Below are 23,534 nucleotides of genomic sequence, written 5' to 3' on the forward strand. Positions count from 1 at the left end.
ACTAAATTCTAGAGCAATTTAAAGGAATTATTTAACTGTTTATAGAAGTTGAGTTTAATAATGATTAGCGGCTAATAGGGTTCCCGCGACCTCCCCGGCAGCTCTGCCGGATCATCAGTTTCGGTCCGTACCCAGCGGACCCAAGGCGCGTCTGCGCTCATCAGGCGGGCGGTGCAAAATGTTCATCCTTTCCATCTATCAATATCATCCATTGCATTTTGAACCGTATCATAATGTCTTCCTTGAAAATTTGCATGATTGATAAGATATCCAAGCTTATCACCGGCGGCCGGGCAAGCTTCCCTTAAGACGTAAATGGCAAGTCCGCGATGGGTAGTAACGCAAGCATGACGAGAGGTAATATCTGAATTGTAACTAGCCATAATTGACCAAACCTTCTCTTGGATTTCACGCCTTTCTGAAGCCAAGTCAAGGATAGATTTGCCATCAACTTTTTCAAAAGCCTCTCTTATCAATTCACGGTCAGCTTCGTTAATTCCATAATCGCCCGTCTCCCAAAAATGGCTTAAAACCGCTTCACAAATCAAGGCAAACTGCCGATTCGTTAAGTTTTCGATGCTAATGTTATTTTGCTGGATTATTATGTCCATATCATCGTCCCCTCTTAATCAAAAACTTTATAGCTCTTCCCCTTTTTCAAGCAGCTCTGTCATGAGTTTTTTACATTCTTCTTTTGTCTGGTTTTTCTTTCCCTTGTTTTCATCCATGTAGTTTTCATATACGTCCTCGAAGTAGTCTTCATCGTAAAGAAGCTCAGTCATATCTCCTAATGTAAAGTCATTATTATAGAGGTAGTGAATGAAATTACTGTGATCTTCACTTTCGCCAAAAGTTCTCTCGAACCACATTTCGGCAAGTTCGCTCTCATCCGATCCGTTTCTGTGCCAACCTGTTAAATCGCCAACGAAGGATGATAAAAGGTCTCCAGGGGTTCTGAACCCAGCTTTGTAAGCCAGCAACTTTAGGTTGATATACTCTTTATCCGTAAGGCTAATCTTTACATCCTCTCTGATTTTCTTTGTGCTAAAATCTTCTTTGTATTCCTTACTAACGAGCATCCAATGCCCCTTCATGCTGTACATGCTTTTCCCCCTTCTTCTGTTTACTCACTCCCAACAAAGCCAGCCTAAGATCTCTTTTGGTTCGATTCTGCCTTTACTTCCCAACTTGCTCTTTTTCTTTCCGTACGCGGTTGATTTTGATAAGCTCACCGGATATTGAAACTTCCCATATTTCCCCACATTTTGGACAGACGATCTGAATATTGACTTTTCCCTCACAGTTACTGATATCAAAGAGTCTTCTGTTACATTTTTTACAGCGAATGATAGTTGAATGATTCATCTCCCCACTCCCCTCAGCTATCTTCCTTCCATTTTGATTTATGAAATAGCATCCAATTCAGCATCCAAATCTTCAGTCGAATCTGTTGCATGAGTTTCTGCAAGATTCACAACTCTTTTTAAGGCTGAAAGCATCTTCTCTTTATTCGGATTAAAGATACGCACGACAGTAACGGTATCCTCAAATTTTTTGCTTTGGTATGTAGGTTCAGTTATAAAAATTGCCGGTTCAGCCATGCTTAACCCCCCTTACATTTGCTAACTGTGAATCTTACAGGCAAAAAAATTTCGTCTTTAGGAATTTGGAGAACATTAGCTATTCTGTCAGCAATATAATCCGGGACATTTCTATTGCCTTTTTCATACATGTTATATGTGGAAACGCCTATTTTAACTAGCTGAGCCATCTGCTCTTGGGTATATCCCTTAGCTTCTCTAGCAAACTTTAGTTCAATCATTACAAACCGCCTTTCACGAAACGTTAATTATATCTTTATTATACTTTCACACTTAGCAAATGTCAACAATATTGTTCACTATTCGTGAACTTTGATTGTATATCTTTTCCTTTCCAATTATAATTTAGTTGTTCACAATATGTGAAATTGGAGATGGTAACCTGATGAGCAAGAATACTTTGGGGCAAAGAATTAAGTCTCTTAGAGAAAAAAAAGGCTTAAATCAAAAAGAATTGGCCGAAATACTGAAGGTAAATAATTCGACTCTTAGTCAATATGAAAATGATGTGAGGGTTCCAAGTGATGATATTAAATTAGTTTTGGCTAATTACTTCAATGTTACTACTGATTATCTTCTCGGGCGCTCAGATTCTATTCGACCATCAAACGACTACTTAACTGGAGTTCCAGCAGGAGCAATAGTTATCGGTGAGGCTTCAACTTCATATAAGCACAGTTATAAATCTACACCTCTTTCGACTATACCGGTATTAGGGACAATCCGTGCCGGGCTTCCTATACTTTCAGAGGATAATTGGGAAGAAGTAATTCGTGTTCCAGATTATCTCGATGCAGACTTTGCCCTTCGTATTGTTGGTGATTCCATGAGTTGGGTTGGCATTCATGAAGGCGATCTTGCTCTCATGGAGCAAACTTCGGTTGCTTCTCACGGTTCCATCGTAGCAGCCGGTATTGATGATGGTGAATGGAGAGCGGCACTAAAATTTTTTGTCCAAGATAATACGGGATTCAAGCTCCGTTCGGCGAATCCCGAATATGAAGATATGTCATTTACGGCCCAACACAGAATTATTGGAAAACTTATTCGAGTAATAAAGGAAACTCCTTCTCTTCATGATTATAAAAATATGGTTATATCGAAGGATATCCTCGATCAAGATTGGCAAGATACGATTATGAGGGCCAGTAAGATTGGCCTTGACGGAAAACAAGTTCAGAATATGCTTGAATTATTCGCAAGCGTTGTAAAAAAAGTTAATTAACCTTTAATATAATTAACGAACTGCCTTACTAAAAAAGAAGGGCAGTTCTTATCATATATATCAATTTCGACATAATTCCACAGGAAGTGATTAAAAGTCGTTTCCCATATTGTAATTAATTACGGCTTGAATTAAAAAGCTCTTATAAGCTGTCTCATCGTAAAGATATTTTCTAGCTAGCGCCGGCTATATCATTGGATTAAATATGCGACATGCTCATGTTGAAATACAATCGGATTGGGCTGCGAAGAAAATTGCAAGGGCTTACGGGTATTGAAATAAAAATAGCTAATATATTTCTTTTCAATAACATTTAAGAGGAGGATAGTATGACAACTTACAGAGAACAACAGGAAGCTTGGGAGGAACAGCACTTACGCCGTAACGCAAAAAAATCAAAAAACGCAGAACGTTGGAAAAAAGAGACACCGGACATCTATAGAACTGAGTATCAACGAGATGTTGGAAGAATTCTATATTCAAACCCATTTCGCCGGCTACGAATGAAGACTCAGATTTTTAAGGCAAGTGGACTTGAACAACATAACAGAACTCGCTTGACACACTCCTTGGAAGTATCACAAATAGCCAAGTCTATTTCGCGACCTCTTCAACTCAACTTAGATCTCACAGAGGCTATAGCACTTGGCCATGATTTGGGGCATACTCCCTATGGTCATGCCGGAGAAACTGCACTAAAAAAATGCCTTAGTGGAATGACATTTCACCATAATGCTCAAAGTGTATGGATATTGAGAACAACTCTATGTAATCGCCTTGATAACGCTACAGGAGAGCCATATCCTGGATTCAATTTAACCCATAATGTTGTCGAGGGAATTTTAAAGCATACAAATTGCTCAGGCACTATTAATGAATTGAATCAAATCGACCGTTATGCTCCAGGCAAACCAGCTTCTCTTGAAGGACAAGTTGTCAATATTGCAGACGGAATTGCCTATCTAAAGCATGACATAGATGATGGAATAAGAAACGGATTAATAACAAAAGACGAGTTCAAAGTATTATGGAACAGCCTTACTGACATTCCGTTTGACCATAATTGGATCGATCATTTGATATATGATGTCATTAGTAACAGCCAAAATAGAGATCACATATCTTTTAGCTCTGATTTTCTTAAAGTTTATGATACTATCAAGGGACATATTTATTCAGAGATAATCTGTTCTCCAATGGTTGTGGCCACAGACCAAGAGGGAATTGAAAAGATATGCACTATCTTTGACTACTGCATAAATAACCCTGAATTTATCCTAAGAAAAAACAGAAAAATAAATCAGTACAAACTTGATAAATTCGGAGCGGAAAGAATGGTAGTAGATTATATTCAGTGGCTTGGAGATGAAAATGCAGATTTGGCGTATATGAACATAATCAATAACTTGTCTCCGGATACTGTTAGCGACGATTTTGACAACTACTATGAGGAAAAAATGACAGTTTAAACGAAAAGTATTGTTGCCTTGCTTTCTTGTATCAATAATTTCCATTTATAGAACACTTGTTCTTTTTTCAACATCTGCTATACTGAACACATAAATATGTTAGGGGCTCCGCGATATTCAGCCGGAAGTCCAGAACACTTAAACTTGTCAGAGGGCCCTCAGAGCCCCACATTTCTCCCTAGGGAGAGCTGTGGGGCTATTTCTATTAGCGGCTCCTTAGGAGGTGTATCAAACGCAAAATGACCGTTATTTAACCGTTACACAGGTAAGTGCAGCTCTCAAATTAAGTAAAGCGGAAACCATTGATTTTATTTTCAATAACCATATCAGAACTTATAAGGCTTTGCCTGATCACCGCTTTATGGTATCAATAAGGGACTTCAATCGAGCTTTTAGCCAAGTTAAAGAAATTGGAGGGGACTAACAAGTGTTTGGAATTGCAGAAATTAACTTAGATGAGGTATCTGCCTATGGTCGAGTCTCTTCTGAAGATCAGGCTGAAAGAGGTACCATCGAAAACCAAATTGACTTTGGTAATAAATACTGTGATTTGCACGGAATTAAGTTGGAAGAATGGTACCTGGATGACGGTGTTACAGGCACCATTCCCTTAGAGGAACGTAAAGATGGAAAGCGTCTTCTCGAAGACGCAAAAGCGGGCAAAATCAAAACTTTACTTATTTACAAGTTGGACAGGCTCGGGCGTTCAGCTCGAATAATACTAAATTCAGTATATGAACTTGAAAAGCACGGAGTAAAAATTCGCAGCATGACAGAGCCTTTCGACACCAGCGATCCAGGCGGTAGATTCTTGCTAACCATATTGGCCGGCGTGGCAGACCTTGAAAGAGAGACTATTTTGCAGAGGATGTGGCTTGGTGCCAACAGAGCTGCAAAGAATGGAAAATGGTTAGGAGGCATTGTTCCATATGGATATAGAGTTGAAGACGGGTATTTAGCTCTATCAAACGATCCTATTCCAGGATTTGAATTATCTGAAGTCGATGTTATCATATTGATTTATCGCTTAACTATTGAAAGACGTATGAACACCTATAAAATTGCTGACTACCTTAATGCTTTGGGTATTCCCCCTTCTTATACTAAGGATGGACGTAAGGTATTGAAAGGAAAAAGAAAGGAAAACACCGCCGGAATTTGGTACCCAGGAAGAATAAGAGCTATACTTATTAGCTCAACTTATAAAGGAATACATGAGTATGGTCGCCGGTCCCAAAAAGACCGCGAAATAATCACCCGAAAAGTTCCCGCAATTGTTACCTGCGAAATGTTCGATCAAGCCGCAGCTGTTCTTGAAGAAAATAGACTCGAAGCAACGAGGAACAAAATGCGTAATTACTTGCTCAGTGGACTTATTCGCTGCGGTAGTTGTAGCAGGACCTACACCGGTACCGCTTATAGTGGATCAAAAAATAAACTTACAGGTTATTATAGATGCCATAGTAAAAACATGTACCATGGTCCAAATGAAGAAAAATGCACCTCTAAGAATGTTCCTCAAGAATGGCTTGAAAATCTAGTATGGTCCGATATCGTGTATTTTGTAAGCAATCCTGATGATCTTTTAAACGAATTAGAAACGGAAATTGCTGATGATAACTCCTATGTTGAACAACTAAATCAGGAAAAGGACCTTCTAACTAAAGCCATCAACCAAAAAGAATCTGAAAAGCAATCGATACTGGATCTGTTTCGGAAAAAGATAATTACTGTGGAAGATGTTGAACTACAGCTTCAAAAAATAAATACAGAGTCAATGCAGCTTAACGAAAGGTTAAGCCAATTAAATAAGTATCCTGATCAGCAATTTACTGGCGAAGAAAAAATATCAAAAATTCAAGAGCTGCTCGCCTACTTGAAATCAAGAATTCATGAAGATATCCTTTGGGATGAAAAGAGAGAAATCGTTAAGATGCTTGTAAAACGAGTCATAGTAGAAACAATTCATGAAGATAAAAGCCCCACAGCAACTATTTACATTGAATATAGTTTCCAACATAGTGACCAACATAGTGAATCACACGGGTGTCCCTGCGGATGGTACGGGGATCCTAAGCGAGCATGTATCTGTACGCCACGTCAAATCAGTCATTATCGTAACCGGATATCCGGCCCCTTACTGGATCGTTTCGATCTTCACATTGAAGTTCCCCGGGTGGAGTTTGATGAACTTCACCGGTATTCGGAAAGTGAGACCTCAGCAGATGTTCAAAACCGTGTTCTCAAGGCACGCCGGCGCCAATGGGCCCGTCTAGGGGAGAGCAGAACTAATGCGGAGATGAGTGCTGGGGAAACATCCACCTTCTGTAGTCTTGACTCCGCTGGGGAACAGCTTCTTCGTAATGTGTTCGACCGTCAGCACCTAAGCGCTCGCAGCCACGATAGAATACTGCGGGTTGCCCGTACCATTGCTGATTTAGATAGTAAGGAGAATATCTTTCCTCTTCATCTCGCCGAAGCCCTTCAATACCGAACCTTGGACCGCCCTACTGCATACTGATCCTGCTATATAAAACAAGTCAGAAACGGCTGGAGAATAGGGCATTTCCCTGCTCTCCAGCCGTTTGCTTTGCTATTATTATGCTTAAGCCGTAATGCTAACTCCGGTCTCATAGAGCTTTTCTTCAGCAATGAGCTTAACCTGATACTTTCCGGATAATCCGGTCTTATTGATATAAACATCAATGTTACGAGGGTCTGCTTTTTGGAACGTCCCTACGCACATGGCTTGAAATGCCTGAGGTACGGTACTGATAGGATATCTTTTTACCCCGCCGTCTCCATCCACCAAGAGCAACTGAGCCAGTTCCCCTGCGTCAAAGATAGCATTCAAGAGAATTCGATCCTCTTCTTCTGTGATGGATGCTTCATAATGATCCGGCACCCTCTCACCTGTCTCCACTGCCTTAATCTTCATTTTTGTCTCTTGGGTCTCAACTAAATTGCCGAGTATTTTTCCCTCGCCTAATTCGGCAGTTTCGTAGGCATAGTAGAGGGGTAGTTTTTCTGCCCGGTAACAATTAGCAGGTACTTGTAATTCATACATAAGCACATCATCTTTGAGCTCACAGGTAATGGAATTAAAGGTGTACACATTATCCTTAAACTCCGGTTGTAATACCTTCATAACCGCCATACCTTCGCAGGTTTCGCCGTTTTCATAGCCAATACCACCGGAGTGAACCAGATAGTGACCTTCATCATAATACTCAACATTGCAAATGTAAGGTGAGAAAAATTCAGCGCCCCGTTCTTTCCCATATTGCCATACTTGTTCTATGGTCATCTTTTCAGTATCAATACGGTATCTTACACCACGGCTGAAATTCTGGCTGTTGGGCAAGTAGTTTTCTTTGTTTTTTGCTCTGAAGTGACCATTGTCAAAAAGCATGATATCTCCATCGGGCAAAACAACACAAGCATGCTGCTCATACTGCCAGTCGAACTCCCCTTCCCCAACCGGGGTAAAGAAGTATTGATCCACCATGTCCTGAGGCCACCCTTCAGGGTCCCCAATGATCCAGTTTAACTCCCCTGTTTCATAATCAATATTGATCACTGCGTCTTGGTGACGACCGGATAAACTTAGGCTGTTGGTCTTCCTATCATACCAAACGGCATTATTGTGAAACCAGTCGTGAGCATCTTGACTTCCGGAACCGGCTACATCCTGTGGCAAGACCTTTTTATAGTCCCAGGATTTCAGAATTTCCCCTGTTTCGGCATCCAGCAGCACACACATATCCTCAACCGTACCGGAGTAAAAATCAAAGGTGAGAACCAGGATGTTGCCATCCTCCATTACGAATTGATCATGATGGTATCCGCTGGGCAGACGGTATTCCTTGAATATTTTCCCGCTAAAGGCCATTTCATAAAGGCCTGTGGTGAAATAAGGCATTTTCACCAAACGTTCAGTTCCAATAAGAATATGGCCATTAGGTATACGCTTGAGGTCAAAGGCGAAATTTCTCGTAGCATACCAGCGAACCTCACCTGCATAGTCATAGCCTACAGGCATAGCTTTCATAGCCGCCGTCAGGAACATCAGATTATTTCCCATGTATTCAGAAGTAGTCTTAATCGAGGTGGCTACCGGAACATCAGGATGAAGGGGCCCGGTTTTGATGGTTACCGTGTTCCTCTGTCCATTAGCCAGGACGATTTCAACCTTATTTTCGTAATCTGCATAAAGCCCATAAATCGGTAGAATATGCTTCTTATTAGCAGGAAATGTATGCCGGATATCTCCAGGATGCTCTTTTCCACGAACGATAATCGTGGCCTCAGTGGATACCGGTGTTTCAAATAATATCATGGCCGTTAAGGGGCAAATCTCATAGGGATTGAGTTCAACCAGTGGGTTAGCCAGCGTATAATGGCCCGCTGAGAATTCAGCTAAAAAAGCTTCTTCAAAATCCTTTTGCCTATGGATAATATGGGGAATTTGTTCACTTTTGATCGGATTCATCATTCAACACTCCTTATTGCAATTGCGTACTTTAGTCAATTTCTTCTAGTGCTTTTCCACCCGTACGTGCCCCTAAGGCAAGAACGAACAAGCCTGAGAATGTCATTAAGGAAGCAATACCAAGATATAAGCCTTTAAAGCCGTATCCTGCCATGATGAGGGGAATAAAAAGTTGAGAAGCCGATACACCGAGACGTTGGCAGGCATTGACGATACCCACGGCGGTATTGCGCATTTTGGTCGGGAAATGTTCAGGAACATACGCCATGGCGATAAATCCGGTACCCATACCTAAAGCGTTTAACATAAATGCCACAATCATAACGACCATATAGGTATTGCCCAGGCCGGCAAAGATTACGGTCATGATAGCACCTGCTAAAACACCTACGGCTATAGGAATCTTCCGACCGCCTTTATCTGAGAAGGGTGAAGAGAGGAACAGTCCCACCGGGCCACCCAGCATAAAGGCAGTACCAATGGTTAAGCTCTGTTCGAGGGTAAACCCTTTCATGGTGAGGAGGGTTGGTGTCCAGACAGATGTGGCAAAGCTGGCAATATTGATAGGAATACCAAAGCCCAACAAAATAAGCGTGCGTTTTAGATACTTCCCTTTGAACATTCCTGAAAACTGTTCAACAAAGCTTACTTTTGGCGGAGTATGCTTGGCAGCCTCTGTTAAATCGACTGCTACGCCACTGAGTTCTTCGACGATTTTCTCAGCTTCAGCGATTCTGCCTTTGCTTACCAGCCAACGTGGAGATTCTTTAAGATATTTAAGACCCAGTACGAAGCTTATAAAGCCTAAGCCACCGAGATAGAAAATAATCCGCCAAGCTTCCGGACTTGTAGGAATAATCGCTCTGGAAATAAATCCGATGGCCGGCATAGCCATAAACCCTCCGGCGGCGGTCAAGCTTTGCCATTTACCCCGGCTTTCTCCAGGAGCCATTTCCGCGATATAAGCAATTGAGGTAACCATCATCATGAAGATACCGAATCCGGTTGCTGCTCTGGCGAATACGAAGACGGAAAAGTTGCTGGTTAAGCCGTTAAGGATAGACATAGAAGAGAAGATCAGCATAGCTAACAAAAAAGTCTTGCGACGGCCGATAGCATCAGAAATAAATCCTCCCAGGAATCCTCCAAGGGTCATGCCCAGAAAATAAGTTGAGGTAATTGTGGCGATTTGATTTTGTTGGAAAAACCCTCCACCAACAAGAGCAGGAGCAATAAAGGCAAAATTGTTATTGTCCATTTGCTCGAAAAAGTATGACAAAACAATGATGACAAATAAAAACAGATGCTGTTTGGACACAGCCAATCCATCGAAATAGTTATTAGGTTTCTTTACTTTTGGCCCATCGGTAAGTGAAATTTCCTTACCTTGGTTAAATTCTACACTCATACATTTCCACATCCTTTACATAGTCAGCCTAAAAATTGAAAGTATAGGTTCGGGGGCAAAGAAGAAAGACAGTACTTTCACAATTCCTCCTTCAAGGCTTTTCTGTGAGCCATAAAAATAAGTAAAACTGATGGACCAATTGGCTGACTTTATTGTAGGATATTGCTAGGGCTTTGCATAATATAGGTTTTGTTATGCCAGGTATGTGAAAAAAAATATATGCACTTACTCGTGCATATATTGCATACCCATATTAAATTCCAACCTCTATTCTATCTGACTAATTAGGTTATCCTGAATCAGCTCTTTGACCAGAGCAAGCAACTCTCTTTCGATAGATGATAAAGATTCGTTAGGGTAGTATAAGATGAAAATATCCCACTGCTCACTTAACTCCGGCATGGGTATAGCTTTAATCATTCCACTGCTCATATATAAATCGTTGAAGGATAAAATCTCTGGAAAAATGGAAAACCCGAAGTCCGCACCGATCAGCTTTTTAAGCAGCTCAATGTCTTCAACAACAATTGGCTTATTGAAAGGATATCCTAAGTTTCGCGAAGTTTGAATATAGTTTGTTTTATATGAAATCATTTTCATCGACTTAATATCAGAGAAGCTAATCCGTTCTCTATCTGCCAAAGGGTTCTTGCTGCTTAAGAAAAGCAATAATTTGGCCTGACCGCCGGAGATAATCTCGCATTCAATTTCAACGTCTTTAAGCTGCTTGAGTAAATCTTTTTTGCCCTCTTGTCCGCAGGGTATGACGCCTATGGAGTATGCTCCCTTATCCATGCGCTCCACAATTTCATAATAGGGTGTCTCATGAATATGCAGATTAACCTCAGGATAAAGAGCGTGAAACCTCAGCAGTAGATCCGGGGCTATGGCATTAGCGAAGGCTCCCGGTATAGCCATCTGAAGATTACGGATTAGGACCTTTCTTCCATCCATAATTTCTTTAATCTTTTCGCTTAATCCCACAATATTTTTTGCCAATTCCAAGGCAACTTCTCCCTGCTCTGTAGGCAGCACACCTGTATTACTGCGTTCAAAGATTTTCAGGCCCAGTTCCTCTTCCAGCCGGCTGACGGATACGCTTAATGAGGGCTGGCTGATAAACAGTGAATTAGCAGCCTTGGATAGAGATCCATGTTCGTGAATCTTTATGATTTGGTCAAGCTGTTCTATACGCATGGATGAATTTTCTCCTTAACTATAGTTGCCGACAATTGTTTCGGTGAGCATCTTCTTTAATTGCCGCGCAGAATGCGACAAAGGTTTAGTTCTGGAATAGATGAGATACATTTTCATTTTGATTTCATCTTTTCCTTTCTCGATAGTGCGATAGTTCAACAACCCTTGTTCAAAAAACAAATCATTATAAAAGAAAAAACGAGGAAACAGAGCGATTCCCTGATTTTTTGCGATGATCATTTTCATGACCTCTCGGTTATAAACAATCAGGAATTGACTCTTAGTCGTATTGATCCCACAAATTCGTAGCAAATTACGATATCTGCCGCAATAATCCACAAAAGTCATTCCTTCCAAATCGGACAATCTTATGATCTCTTTATCTGCTAATGGATGCTGATTACCGACAATCAAGCTCAGGTCATCCTGAATAATTTCTTCATAGGCTATATCACTTCCATCAAGGAGCCTTCGCATGGTCTCATCATAATTGCTGGTCCACACCGTGACCCCCATTAGACATGTTCCCGTGGCAACCTTTTCAATGATTGCAGTGTCTATATCCTCTGTAATCATTAGATTAATATTAGGGTATTTTCCGTTGAAACCAGTTATCAAACAGCTGGCATATGAGTTGAAAACTCCCGGCGCAAGAGTCAGACTGAGATTTCCGGTTAGGTTGGCTTTGCCACTTGCCAGAGACTTAAGTTCCTCCATATTATTAATTATTTCACGAGCCAGTCCGACAACTTCCTTCCCTTGACAGGTTGGAATTAAACCTGCTCGATTGCGCCGAAATATCTTATATCCTAACTCATCTTCCAGGTTCTTCATGGAGTGGCTAAGCTGAGGCTGGCCCATAAAGAAAGTTTTCGCCGCTTCCGATATGGACCTTTTATTATTAATTTCAATAATATGCTGGAGTTGTTCTATTCGCACAGAAACTATCCCTCCAATAAAGTTCATTTATTTGGGAAGTATCACTTTGAAGGTTGTACCTTTTCCGACCTCGCTTTCAACTTTAATCTCCCCATTATGGGCCTCAACGATCAGCATAACAATGGATAAGCCTAAGCCCATACCTCCTTCTTTCCGCGAGCGGGATTTATCCACCCTATAGAATCGATCAAAAATATGGGGAAGGGCTTGAGGGGGAATTCCCTCTCCTTGATCTTCTACATTAAACTGAATATGCTCATCATAGTCAATGATTCTAATGTTGACACTTTTCCCCTTAGGAGTGTGCCGGAACGCATTTTCTATGAGATTGATAAAGACTTGGAGCAAACGATCTCGGTTGGCATGGATGACTCCTGTACCATTATCCATCTCTAAATGAATTCCTAACTCTTCTGCCCGTCCTTGAAAGCGATAGTGCAACTCTTGGAGAAAACTAGCCAAGTCAATTTCTTTCTTCTCAAAATTCTTCCAGTTGTCAAAGCGGTCCAACTCCTGGAGTTCCATGACTAATTTCGCTAAACGTTTAGCCTCTTCCAACACCAAATCAATGTTTTCCGCTTGCTCCTCTTCGGCTATCACTCCATCTTGAATAGCCTCTAAATATCCTTGAATCAAGTGAAGGGGGGTTCGTAATTCATGAGTGACACTGGCCATAAAATCCCGCCGCTCTTTTTCGGCCCTTAAGGATGCGGTAATATCCCGCAGTACAGCAACATAGCCTTGCTTTCCATCTTCAAATTGGGTTGTTGCCATAGCCACTTGAAGCACTTGGGTATCCAAGTTGAAATGGATCTTGTTATCGATCTCAACATCCTCCATGAACTCCCGTAAAAAAGTCATAAGGGCTTCTTTCCGCTCCGGGGACTCTTCGTCCGGCCCCGACCCTTGCCAAAGGGCTTTAGCAGGTTCATTGGTGTAGAGAATCTCCCCTCCCGCATCCAGCATAATGACGCCATCGCTGATCCCTTCTACAATACCCAGGAGGAGGTTCCTCTCCTCGGATAGCCAAGTCATATGGTTCTTCAGGCTTTCTCCCATAGAGTTTAAGACATCGGCAAGTTCACCCAACTCATCACGGCTTCTCACTCCGGTGATGGGCTGAAAGTCCCCGTTAGCCATTTGGCTGGCCCCTTTTTGCATCAGAGCTAAGGGCCTCGTCACTTGTCTTGCGAAAACTAAGCTTACCAGGGTAGCCAACACCACAGCTGCCAGAGATACGTATAAAGTCATCCGTCGAAAAGCATTGATACTATCTTGAACAGGGGCCGGCGATGTCCCCAACACCACAATGGCTTCACTTGGGGTACCTATGGGGGCCGCAGCGATCAGCATTGCTTGTCCCGTCTGATTCCTGGGGATAGCCTTAATCGTTATAACCTTTCCCGCCAAGACCTCGGCAATATCGGTTCTGGATAAGAAATCCGAAGGGTATAAAGAGCGGATAAGCCAGCTCATCTCCCCTGAAACGTCACCCCAACCGATACGGTCGTTGGTTCCGAAGCTTGCCGCTACATTCCCACCTTTGATGGCAATGATTTCACTGTAACGGTCAATGACAACCATCTGGGTATCCGAGGAAAGACGGATCTCATCAATGGCAAATAAGCGCTGAGACCAGTTAGGCTGCTCCCCGAGATAGTGAGATATTTCCTTAACTTCATTTCCCAAAGTATCCAATGTTTGTTGGAAATAAAAATCACCGAATAGCAAAGTGATTGTTATCCCTAATCCACCTAATACCACTAGGATTAAAGCGGTAATGGCAGCCCATAATTTTATACTGATACTTCGTGGACGAAGATCAAACTTCAATTTTTTCTCCTCTTTTCAAGTGAAGACTTAACCTATTCATTGACTGCTTCAGGATCGAATTTATAGCCCACTCCCCATACCGTAGCAAGCATACTTCTTACCTTAGGATCCGCCAGCTTTTCGCGGATTTTTTTCACATGTGTATCCACTGTACGGGCATCCCCGTAGAAGTCATAGCCCCATACAGTCTCCATAAGCTGTTCTCTGGAAAACACCCGGCTGGGGTTTTTCGCCAAAAAGTAAAGAAGTTCAAATTCCCTTGGGGTAAAAGGAATTTGTTCATCCTCAATAGACACCCGATGTTTCTCCTTTTCAATCTTAAGGGAACCAAAGACTAAATCCGAAGAACTTATGGCAGTATTCCCCCGGGAACGCCTTAAAAGGGCTTTTACTCGTGCCACAAGCTCCTTGGTACTGAATGGCTTTACCAGATAATCATCTGCGCCCAATTCAAAACCCAGCACTCGATCAAACTCTTCCCCTCGGGCAGTAAGCATGATGATAGGGATATCGGATTTCTCTCTTACATCCCGGCATACCTTCCAACCATCTATCTCAGGCATCATTAAATCAACGATAAGCAGGGCATAATCCCGTTTCTGGATTTTTTCCAAAGCTTCCCGTCCGTTTCCCGCCTCATCCACCTCATAGCCTTCCCGTTCCAAATACATGCGAACCAAATGACGTATGCGTTCTTCATCATCGATTACTAAAATGGGATTCATAGCTGTCTCCCCTCCAATATTGTCTTATATCTGCATTTTATCATACCTCTACTTTATAACAAATAAGAGATCTGATTCCAATGTAATACGTTTGCTCGGGTCGTGTAGCTTTCCCCACATCCGTACCTTCGGGCGTGGTCTCCTGTGCGTAAAGCTACGCTTGCGGGCATATAGGGCCACTCTTTTCAGAATGTGGATTTATCAATATTATTTAAATGCTACGGATCCAGATAATATCCGGCTGACTGCCTTCCCGGTCTTGGGAACGTATGGCAATTATGTCAAAGCGTAAAGAAGGCCACTCTTTATACTTCCTATAGTTTAAATAATGAGTAGCAATACGATAAAGTCTCTCACGCTTCTTAGAGGTAATGCTCTCTTCCCCCCATCCCTGTCTTCCGGTGGAACGAGTCCGAACTTCAATAAAAACAATCGTTTCCCCGTCTTGAGCGATAATATCCATTTCCCCTAAAGGACAGCGATAATTGCATTCCCGAACAGTAAGTCCAGCCTGCTTAATATGCTTTACAGCAAGTTCCTCTCCATATTTTCCTAATGCTTGCCGACTTTCGCTCACCGACAGCTCTCTCCTTTGATTTCCTTAGTGTTCTAAGTTTTTTAGTATTCTAACATATTAAGTCCCTTTGTCCCAGCAAGAATCTGTTGTACAGCAAAGCCGGGTCGCGTAGCTTTACGCACATCACTCACTCCATAGCTTCAGGGCTGATTAACTCGCATTCTTAACAGCTGCACCAAACCTTTGGGCAATACCAGATGTGAACCGTGGCTGCGCTACGTTAAGAAAGCCTCGTTAACCTGACCGCCCCTACGCTTAAAGAAAGCTTGGCTTATGGTGAGTGAAGCGAATCAGAAGCCTTAGCTGCCTTATACACAGTGAAATCCGTTTGCTCCTGTGCATAAAGCTACGCTTGTGGGTCTCTTTCAGCTTTTCTTTTAGGTCTTATAGGGACGCTTCGCAGCCCAGACCCAAAAGACAGCCCAAGGATTTTGATTTACAAAAGGGAGCGGATTTAAGCGAGCGGAAACAAAACTTCGCGAAAAGCACGCAGCGGAGTCGGGTTGGAAACAGGACGTTTCCAACCGCCCATTGAGCAGGAGCGATTTGGGCGGTGTCCCGACGGAGCGGAGGGCTTGAGCGTTAGTTTTGTCCGCGCAGCTTATGGAGCGACCGCTGTAAACAAAATCCTGGAGACCTGGCTTTCCACTCCTTTTTATCGCAGCCGCTTATGAAAAGAGCCTCAGCATAAGCTGAGACTCTTAAAGACATACACTATCCTATTTTACCAGGCTCGTAGCGGCTGTAATCGCCATTTGAGCCAGAGGTGTGGGATAAATACCTAAGACAATGGTAATGATCATAGAGAATACCATACCAAATTTGGCAGCACCACGAACCGGTACTTCAGGTAATCCTTCCCCATCGCCTAGATACATGACCTTAACAATCGATAAATAGTAGTAGACGGAAATCATACTCATCACAAAACCAATCACCGCTATCCAGACATGACCTTGGTTGACGACAGCCGAGAAGAGGTAGAATTTACCCACAAATCCTGCCAAGGGAGGAATCCCAGCCAAAGAAAGAACGGATAAGGTGAGAACTGCGGCGGACAGCGGGGAGCGTTTAGCTAAACCTGCATAGTCCTTAATCTCTGTGCTGCCTTGAGATTGGGCCACATGGGTAATCACCGCAAAGGCCCCTAAGTTGGCAAAGACATAAATCATCAGGTAGAACAATACCCCTTTAATCCCGTCCAGAAAAGCACTGACCGGATCGACGCCCCCTTGGGCTGCCGAGCTGGCAATGGAGACTGCGATAACACCAACAATGACATAACCTGCTTGGGCAATCCCTGAATAAGCCATCAAACGTTGGATGTTCTTTTGCGGGAAGGCCATCAAGTTTCCGATGATCATGGTTAAAGCAGCCAGAACAAGAAGCAGAATGAGCCCAGCTTCACCCATGGAGTGATTGTACATCATTAAGACATAGAATCTGATCAGGGCTGCGAAACCGGCAGCTTTGGAAGCTGTAGCTAAGAAGGCGGTAATCGGAGCAGGTGCCCCTTCATAAATATCCGGCGCCCACATATGGAAAGGAACCAAACTAATCTTAAAGCCAAAACCGGCCAGCATCATCACGGTAGCCAGAATGGTCACCGGATTCGCTTCCGCACCCAAGGTCATGGCCACCGAGTGCATCTGGGTGGAGCCGGTGAGTCCATAGATAAGGCTGATACCATAGAGAAGCACTGCCGAGGAAGCGGCTCCAAGAACTAAATACTTAATACCGGCTTCTGAGGATTTTGGATCATTAGGATGGTAGGCTACGAGAATATAGAAGGTTATGGTCATCATCTCTAAGCCTACATACATGGTGATAAGATCCCCTGCTCCAGCCATGAGCATCATGCCCAAAGTAGCTATGAGCAATAAGGGATAGAACTCTCCACGATGAGCCTGGAATTTAGCCACATAGTCTTTCGTTGAGAGCACCACAAGGAATGCCGCAATGACGAAAAGAATCTTAAAAAAGCTTGCAAACTGGTCATGCATATACATTCCTTGCAGGAACGCCGCATTTCCACCATAGAAGAAATCATAGACGGCATAAGCAAGGGTTCCCAAGAGGGCGAATAAGGTAAGAGGGAACATTCCCTGTCTTGACCCGCGGGGAAGGATTAATCCTACTGCGAATAAGCCAAGGCCAAGGACTGCCATAATGATTTCCGTTGAGAGTAAAGATAATTCGAAACTCACCATTAGAACAACCCCCCCATCTTCGCCTGAGTCACAGCTTCAAGCACCTTGGCTAACCCTGAGGATTGGACCCCGGTGTCAATCAATTGCAGTACGGTGTTCGGGAACACACCAGTGATGATGATGACAAAGACCAGAACAACCAAAGGAACAAGCTCAGGACCGCGCAGGTCTTTCAGATGATCCCATTCCTTACGGCGAGGTCCGAAGAGGACATTGGCAATAAGTCGGAGGGAATAAACCGCTGTGAAGATAATCCCGGCGATACCAACTATCGCATGGACCGGCAATACCTTAACCGTTCCAATGAAGATCGTAAATTCACCGATAAAGTTCACTGTGCCGGGCAATCCCAGGCCAGCCATACCTGCCAGTAAGAAACCTACGGCCAGGCGTGGCATCTGATGGGCAAGCCCGCCCAGTTCCGCAATATTGCGGGTATGGGTCTTCTCATAGATAAATCCGATCATGGAGAAGAAGAGGGCTGACATCACGCCGTGCGCAAACATCATGGCCACTGCGCCATTGATACTGGTTATATTAAGTGCCGCCACGGCAATCAGAACATAACCCATATGGCTTACGGAAGAATATCCGACCACATATTTGAGGTCTTTCTGTGCTAAAGCGATGAAGGCTGCATAGAGAACGTTAATCACCGCTAAGACGGCAATCACCGGCGCCCAGAATTTTGCACCCAAGGGGAACACCATAAGTCCCAGGCGAATTAAACCGTAACCCCCGATCTTCTTCAAGACTCCGGCGTGAATCATACTGACCGCTGTAGGAGCGCCGGCATAACCGTCAGGAGACCATGAATGGAAGGGGAACATAGAAATCAGCGAACCAAAGCCTAACGTTAAAAGACCGAAGCAAATGATCTGGAAGGTCTGGTCATACTGAAGCTTTGCCAGCTCATCGAACATAAAGGTCGGCCCCTGGCCCAGGGCGGCCAGCTGGTTGGTAGCATTGACCCAAAGGGAAACCATAGCCACCAGCAATAAAGCGGATCCGATCAACAGGTAGATGGTCAGCTTCATCCCTGCATACTCTTTGGTCACCCGTTTTGTACTTCCCCAGATGATAACCATGATATAAATGGGAATAACCACGATTTCATAGAAAAGGAAGAAGATAAACAGGTCGCGGGCAATGAAGGTTCCCATAACCCCGGCAATCAGGATCAGGAGAAGAACGAAGAACTCTTTGACACGATTGTCGATGTTCCAAGAGGAATACACGGCAGTAAAGCCGATGAGGTTCGTGAGTAAGAGCATAGGAATACTAATGCCGTCCACCCCGAAAGCCAGATTAACACCGATATCCGGAATCAGCGGAATCGTGAGATTAAACTGCATGCCTGCTAAGGAGCGGTCATAGGCAAAGAATACATAGAGAGAAAGTAACAATGAAGTGAGGGTACCCAGAGCTGCCACCAGTTTAATCGTCTTTCCTTCCTCTTTGGGCAGGAACACAATAAGCAGTGCTGCCAGAATGGGTGCTAACAGTGCGAATGGCAGAATAAAGGAGCCCACTTCAGGCTGAAGTGCCAAAGTCGACATTACTTAACACCTCCTAGCATAGCTGCGGGATTAAGCGCCGAAAGCTGTCCCTCTCCCAAGGCGAAGACAAGATAGATTACGACTATAGCAAAGAAGAATACCAAAGCATAGGTTTGCAGCTGACCAGTGGTGGTCCGGCGTAAGACGCGGCCCGAACCCCGGGTAACCGCTGCCAACCCGTTAACAATACCATCGATAATATAGAGGTCAAACCAATAAAGTACTTTGGCTACAACGCCATCCATAACCTTATGAATGAACCAGAGATAGATTTCGTCGATATAGTACTTGTTTTTAAGAAGCTTATAGACACCAGGGAAACGGGCAACCACATTTTCAGCTTTAATAGCCCGGGTCACATAAGTGATGTAGGCCAAACCGATCCCCAATACTCCTGCGATAATGGAAACAGAGGCAACAAGCCAATCCATAGCATGAGGGTGGAACGCGCCGTAACGAACGAAGAAACCAAAACTATGCTCAGGCAAGGCAACCCATCCGCCGACCACGCTGAAGAAGGCCAGGATGATCAAAGGCAAGGTCATCACCCAAGGAGATTCGTGAGGATGATTTTCCGGCTTCTCTTTACCCATGAAGGCCACAAAGAAGAGACGGCTCATATAGAAGGCGGTCAGGAAGGCGGTAAACAAGCCTACTGCAAAGATGATAGGATGACCATTATGCAATGCGGCGGCAAGAATTTCATCTTTGGAGAAGAATCCGGCAAAAGGCGGAATACCGGCGATAGCCAAGACCCCAATGAAGAAGGTCGTGCCTGTAATCGGCATCTTCTTCCAAAGTCCACCCATATCCCAGATGTTTTGCTTTTCATGCAGGGCATGAATGACAGAACCTGCTCCTAAGAACATTAAGGCCTTAAAGAAGGCATGGGTCATCAGGTGGAACATGGAGGCGGTTAAGGAGCCGACACCAAGGGCGAACATCATATACCCCAATTGGCTTAAAGTTGAATAAGCCAAGATCCGTTTGATATCGTCCTGCGCAATGGCAATGGTGGCCGCAAAAATTGCCGTAAAGGCACCCATTCCTGCCACCAGCTGCAGAGCAAAAGGAGACGCGTTATCAAAGAGGAAGAACATCCGTGCGACCAAATAGACCCCGGCTACAACCATGGTTGCAGCGTGGATCAAGGCGCTGACGGGTGTAGGACCTTCCATGGCATCAGGCAGCCAGACGTGTAAGGGGAACTGACCGGATTTCCCAACAGGCCCGATGAAGACCAAAATTGCCATGATGGTAAGATAACTTACTCCGCCGATCAGGGCAAAATCCTGGAAGTTGGTCGCCATTTGAACGGATAAGGAACCAGGACCATAAAAATCCAAGGTACCGAATTGGTTATAGAGGAAGAGAATTCCCAAGAGCAAGCCAAAGTCCCCTACACGGGTGGTAATGAAGGCCTTCTTGGCCGCTTCCCGGGCGGACACCTTAAAGAACCAGAATCCGATGAGCAGATAAGAGCATAGTCCTACGAGCTCCCAGAAGATAAACAATTGCAAAAGGTTTGTTGCTAAAACCATGCCCAGCATGGAAGCTGCGAATAAAGATTGAAAGGCATAATAACGTGAAAAACCGGGGTCTCCATGCATATATCCGATGGAGTAAATCTGAACCATGGATGCAACCAAGGTCACTACAAATAACATCATCGCACTCATAGGATCAATGAGTGTTCCAAAGTCAATATGAAGTCCGCCGATGCTGAGCCAGTTCACAGTGGTCAACACGGGGTTTTCAACGACTTGCGAGCCAGACTGAATTACACCAAGACCGATAGCTATGGACAATCCAAACGAAGTAAGAATCGCCAAAATAGAAATGGTGGAGGACAGTCTTTTGGATCGCTTTGTGACTAAGGCGATGAGTAGAAACGACAGGAAGGGCAAAAAGGGAATCAACCATGCCCATTGAAAAAGATCATTCATTTCCTTGAACACCTACCTCTCCATAGACTCTCTACCACTTCAACCAGTTGAATTCATCCACATTCGTGGTACGGCGATTGCGGTAAATGGCGATAACCAACGCCAATCCCACGGCAATTTCCGCTGCAGCAACAACGATAACAAAGATTGCGGCCACCTGTCCAATGAGGGGATTTGTCCCGGGACTAGCCCAGGGGGCAAACCGACTAAAAGCAATGAAGTTAATATTCACTGCGTTAAGCATCAATTCAACGGACATGAGAATGGCAATGATGTTTCGCTTCACGAAAACTCCGTAGAGCCCCAGGCAAAAAAGCATCGCTCCAACCAAAAGATAGGATCCAAGCCCAACGCTTATACTCATTTGCTTTCATGCCCTCCTTTCGCGATAATCACTGCCCCAATCAATGCTACTGTAATAAGGATGGCAGCTGCTTCAAAAGGTACCATATACCATGTCAAGAGCAGCTTGGAGAGCTCCACTGTAGTCCCTCCCGCAAGTGCAGGCATGGCAAGAATTCGCCAATCACTGTTGGTCAGAATAACCAAGGCCAAAACAATAAAGACAAGGGAACCCACCAAAGCCCCTTGGGTCCATTTTTTTGTAACAGGGCTGCTTACAGCCACATCGCCCCTTAAGGTCAGCATGACTGCAAAGATAACCATAATCGAAATTGCTCCTGCATAAACTAAAAGTTGAACTGCTGCAAGATACTCAGCATTTAAGAGAACATACAGGACGGCAACTCCAGCAAAGGAAAGAGCCAAGAAAAAGGCACTGTGTACAATATTTTTCGAGGTGACAACTCCCCATGCTGAAGCCACGGCGATTATGGCGAAAATGAAAAATACAATCGTCGCCATAGTACTCATTCGTTGCCCTCCTTCCGATTACGCTTCGAACGCTCAATCATGTCCCAATATAAATCCTCGGGATAGAAGACGGAGTTCTCAAACTCTTGGGTCACTGTCAGTGCATCCGTCGGACATGCTTCCGTGCATAGGCCGCAGAACAAACAACGTCCCACATCCATGTGATAGGATTTAAGAACTTTTTTATTGTTTTCATCCTTTTCACTGGTTAAAGTAATGACCTTGTTCGGACAGGCCAAAGCACACAATGTGCAGGAAATGCATTTTTCCGGTTCCAGTCCCATCGAGCTGCGAACGGCCTTGGGAAGATCCGGCATGACCTCAGGATAGAACTCTGTGACGTTTGGTCCGAGCATCTTCTTGAGTACGATGCCCATTCCCGTTAATAATCCTTTACCTAACACTCTGTCACCCTCCAATCACGAGTTGATAGATGTAAATCCCCAAACCCGTCAACAAGATGTTGAGAAGCGCGAGCGGTAACAAGACCTTCCAGGCCAAATGCATTAAGTGGTCAATCCGAATCCGCGGGAACGTCCAACGAACCCACATGGAGACAAAGATCAAGAGACCTACTTTTAACCAGAACCAAGCCCAGCCCGGTAAAACTGCCGGCCCTTGCCAGCCACCAAGGAATACGGTGGTTGCTAATGCGCACATAGCTACAAGATTAGCGTACTCACCAAGGTAGAATAATCCCCAGCGCAATCCTGTGTACTCCGTAAAGGGTCCGGCGATGATTTCCTGGTCAGCTTCTAAAAGGTCGAATGGCGCCCTGTTGACTTCCGCTTGTCCGCAAATCAAAAAGATTATAAATGCTAAAGGCTGTAAGAAAATAAAGGGCAATGTCGCCTGTGCTTCCACGATTTTCGTTAAATTAAAGGTCTGAGTCAGCATGACAACCCCAAGAAGTGAGAAGATCAAGGGGATCTCGTAACTGATCATCTGTGCAACAGCACGCATACCACCCAGCAATGAATACTTATTGTTGGAACTCCATCCTGCCATTAACAGGGCAAGAGTGGATATCGAGGTAATTCCCAGATAGAAAAACACACCCAGTTCCAGATCGATAACGGTCATGGCATAACCAAAGGGAATAATGGTCAAGGTCAAAATGGGAATACCAAATATAAACATAGGAGCAATCTTAAACATAAACCGATCCGCGTTTGCGGGCACAAGATCTTCTTTACCCAGCAACTTCAGAGCATCGGCAATCGTTTGAAACCATCCACGTGGACCTAAGCGGTTTGGACCGGGACGCTGGGATCCCCAACCAGCAATTTTACGTTCGAGAACAATCAGTAAAAGCGCTGAAATGACGATCACTACGATGATAAGTATCATCCCGATTAAGGTCATGGTTAAGTCTGCCCAAATCGAATTCGGATCCGCAAACAAACCACGGATGGCATCCGCAATATTTTGTGGCAACTCATTTAAAGCACGTATAGCTTCCATCTTCTTCTCCCCTCGT

24 protein-coding genes are annotated in these 23,534 nt (G+C 43.9%); 5 read left to right on the plus strand and 19 right to left on the minus strand.

The annotated features are described in order from the left end of the window. Positions 1 to 182: 182 nt before the first annotated feature. From DESDE_RS15555 to DESDE_RS15575, 5 genes are all read right to left on the minus strand, one after another. The gene (locus DESDE_RS15555; protein WP_014794982.1) at positions 183 to 611 is read right to left on the minus strand and encodes a hypothetical protein; all 429 of its coding nucleotides are present in this window, start codon (positions 609 to 611) and stop codon (positions 183 to 185) included. Between the two features lie 27 nt (positions 612 to 638). Continuing rightward, complete coding sequence (locus DESDE_RS15560) at positions 639 to 1,103, minus strand: hypothetical protein (protein WP_014794983.1); 465 nt, start codon at positions 1,101 to 1,103, stop codon at positions 639 to 641. A 73-nt stretch (positions 1,104 to 1,176) separates the two neighbouring features. Further along, positions 1,177 to 1,365 carry a hypothetical protein gene (locus DESDE_RS15565; protein ID WP_014794984.1) on the minus strand — a complete coding sequence of 63 codons (189 nt, stop codon included), beginning with the start codon at positions 1,363 to 1,365 and terminating at the stop codon, positions 1,177 to 1,179. A gap of 38 nt (positions 1,366 to 1,403) precedes the next feature. After that, a complete protein-coding gene (locus DESDE_RS15570) occupies positions 1,404 to 1,601 on the minus strand; it encodes a hypothetical protein (protein ID WP_014794985.1) in 198 nt (65 codons plus the stop codon). A 2-nt stretch (positions 1,602 to 1,603) separates the two neighbouring features. After that, on the minus strand, positions 1,604 to 1,822 hold the full coding sequence (locus tag DESDE_RS15575; protein WP_014794986.1) for a helix-turn-helix transcriptional regulator: 219 nt from the start codon (positions 1,820 to 1,822) through the stop codon (positions 1,604 to 1,606). Positions 1,823 to 1,986: 164 nt separating this feature from the next. Between DESDE_RS15575 and DESDE_RS20835 the strand changes: the two genes are divergently transcribed. From DESDE_RS20835 to DESDE_RS15600, 4 genes are all read left to right on the plus strand, one after another. Then, the gene (locus tag DESDE_RS20835; RefSeq protein ID WP_014794987.1) at positions 1,987 to 2,826 is read left to right on the plus strand and encodes a LexA family protein; all 840 of its coding nucleotides are present in this window, start codon (positions 1,987 to 1,989) and stop codon (positions 2,824 to 2,826) included. A 329-nt stretch (positions 2,827 to 3,155) separates the two neighbouring features. Continuing rightward, positions 3,156 to 4,295, plus strand: coding sequence for a dGTP triphosphohydrolase (gene dgt, locus DESDE_RS15590; protein ID WP_014794988.1), 1,140 nt, complete (start codon positions 3,156 to 3,158; stop codon positions 4,293 to 4,295). 223 nt (positions 4,296 to 4,518) lie between these two features. Then, a complete protein-coding gene (locus DESDE_RS15595) occupies positions 4,519 to 4,719 on the plus strand; it encodes a hypothetical protein (protein WP_041917286.1) in 201 nt (66 codons plus the stop codon). 3 nt (positions 4,720 to 4,722) lie between these two features. Further along, on the plus strand, positions 4,723 to 6,816 hold the full coding sequence (locus tag DESDE_RS15600) for a recombinase family protein (RefSeq protein WP_014794989.1): 2,094 nt from the start codon (positions 4,723 to 4,725) through the stop codon (positions 6,814 to 6,816). Between the two features lie 84 nt (positions 6,817 to 6,900). Here DESDE_RS15600 and DESDE_RS15605 read toward each other — a convergent pair whose 3' ends face one another. The 7 genes from DESDE_RS15605 to DESDE_RS15635 all read right to left on the minus strand — a co-directional run bounded on the left by DESDE_RS15605 (position 6,901) and on the right by DESDE_RS15635 (position 15,466). Next, positions 6,901 to 8,787 (minus strand): aryl-sulfate sulfotransferase, encoded by a 1,887-nt coding sequence (locus tag DESDE_RS15605; protein ID WP_041917287.1) that lies wholly within the window; start codon positions 8,785 to 8,787, stop codon positions 6,901 to 6,903. Positions 8,788 to 8,818: 31 nt separating this feature from the next. Next, the gene (locus tag DESDE_RS15610) at positions 8,819 to 10,195 is read right to left on the minus strand and encodes an MFS transporter (RefSeq protein WP_014794991.1); all 1,377 of its coding nucleotides are present in this window, start codon (positions 10,193 to 10,195) and stop codon (positions 8,819 to 8,821) included. A 267-nt stretch (positions 10,196 to 10,462) separates the two neighbouring features. Then, positions 10,463 to 11,392, minus strand: coding sequence for a LysR family transcriptional regulator (locus tag DESDE_RS15615; RefSeq protein WP_014794992.1), 930 nt, complete (start codon positions 11,390 to 11,392; stop codon positions 10,463 to 10,465). A 15-nt stretch (positions 11,393 to 11,407) separates the two neighbouring features. Then, complete coding sequence (locus DESDE_RS15620; protein ID WP_014794993.1) at positions 11,408 to 12,331, minus strand: LysR family transcriptional regulator; 924 nt, start codon at positions 12,329 to 12,331, stop codon at positions 11,408 to 11,410. Between the two features lie 27 nt (positions 12,332 to 12,358). Next, positions 12,359 to 14,164 carry an ATP-binding protein gene (locus tag DESDE_RS15625; RefSeq protein ID WP_014794994.1) on the minus strand — a complete coding sequence of 602 codons (1,806 nt, stop codon included), beginning with the start codon at positions 14,162 to 14,164 and terminating at the stop codon, positions 12,359 to 12,361. Positions 14,165 to 14,196: 32 nt separating this feature from the next. Further along, a complete protein-coding gene (locus tag DESDE_RS15630; RefSeq protein WP_014794995.1) occupies positions 14,197 to 14,889 on the minus strand; it encodes a response regulator transcription factor in 693 nt (230 codons plus the stop codon). A 211-nt stretch (positions 14,890 to 15,100) separates the two neighbouring features. Further along, positions 15,101 to 15,466, minus strand: coding sequence for a YraN family protein (locus DESDE_RS15635; RefSeq protein WP_014794996.1), 366 nt, complete (start codon positions 15,464 to 15,466; stop codon positions 15,101 to 15,103). A 503-nt stretch (positions 15,467 to 15,969) separates the two neighbouring features. Between DESDE_RS15635 and DESDE_RS21305 the strand changes: the two genes are divergently transcribed. Continuing rightward, a complete protein-coding gene (locus DESDE_RS21305) occupies positions 15,970 to 16,140 on the plus strand; it encodes a hypothetical protein (RefSeq protein ID WP_242831264.1) in 171 nt (56 codons plus the stop codon). A gap of 45 nt (positions 16,141 to 16,185) precedes the next feature. On the opposite strand, the gene DESDE_RS15640 is transcribed toward DESDE_RS21305, so the two are convergent. From DESDE_RS15640 to nuoH, 7 genes are read right to left on the minus strand one after another with little or no spacing between them, the layout of a single operon-like run. Next, complete coding sequence (locus DESDE_RS15640) at positions 16,186 to 17,676, minus strand: NADH-quinone oxidoreductase subunit N (RefSeq protein WP_014794997.1); 1,491 nt, start codon at positions 17,674 to 17,676, stop codon at positions 16,186 to 16,188. After that, entirely contained in the window at positions 17,676 to 19,235 is a 1,560-nt protein-coding gene (locus DESDE_RS15645; RefSeq protein WP_014794998.1) for a complex I subunit 4 family protein, read from the minus strand. The genes DESDE_RS15640 and DESDE_RS15645 overlap by 1 nt, the downstream gene beginning before the upstream one ends. Next, positions 19,235 to 21,193: an NADH-quinone oxidoreductase subunit L gene (gene nuoL / locus DESDE_RS15650; RefSeq protein WP_014794999.1), complete on the minus strand. Its 1,959-nt coding sequence runs from the start codon at positions 21,191 to 21,193 to the stop codon at positions 19,235 to 19,237. Before nuoL ends, DESDE_RS15645 begins: the two co-directional genes overlap by 1 nt. A 19-nt stretch (positions 21,194 to 21,212) precedes the next feature. Further along, complete coding sequence (gene nuoK / locus DESDE_RS15655; RefSeq protein ID WP_014795000.1) at positions 21,213 to 21,545, minus strand: NADH-quinone oxidoreductase subunit NuoK; 333 nt, start codon at positions 21,543 to 21,545, stop codon at positions 21,213 to 21,215. Then, positions 21,542 to 22,054, minus strand: coding sequence for an NADH-quinone oxidoreductase subunit J family protein (locus DESDE_RS15660; RefSeq protein WP_014795001.1), 513 nt, complete (start codon positions 22,052 to 22,054; stop codon positions 21,542 to 21,544). Before DESDE_RS15660 ends, nuoK begins: the two co-directional genes overlap by 4 nt. Beyond that, positions 22,051 to 22,458 carry a NuoI/complex I 23 kDa subunit family protein gene (locus DESDE_RS15665; RefSeq protein WP_014795002.1) on the minus strand — a complete coding sequence of 136 codons (408 nt, stop codon included), beginning with the start codon at positions 22,456 to 22,458 and terminating at the stop codon, positions 22,051 to 22,053. Before DESDE_RS15665 ends, DESDE_RS15660 begins: the two co-directional genes overlap by 4 nt. A gap of 4 nt (positions 22,459 to 22,462) precedes the next feature. After that, entirely contained in the window at positions 22,463 to 23,518 is a 1,056-nt protein-coding gene (nuoH, locus tag DESDE_RS15670; protein WP_014795003.1) for an NADH-quinone oxidoreductase subunit NuoH, read from the minus strand. Between the last annotated feature and the right edge of the window lie 16 nt (positions 23,519 to 23,534).

It is taken from the genome of Desulfitobacterium dehalogenans ATCC 51507, assembly GCF_000243155.2.
GTDB classification, from domain to species: domain Bacteria; phylum Bacillota; class Desulfitobacteriia; order Desulfitobacteriales; family Desulfitobacteriaceae; genus Desulfitobacterium; species Desulfitobacterium dehalogenans.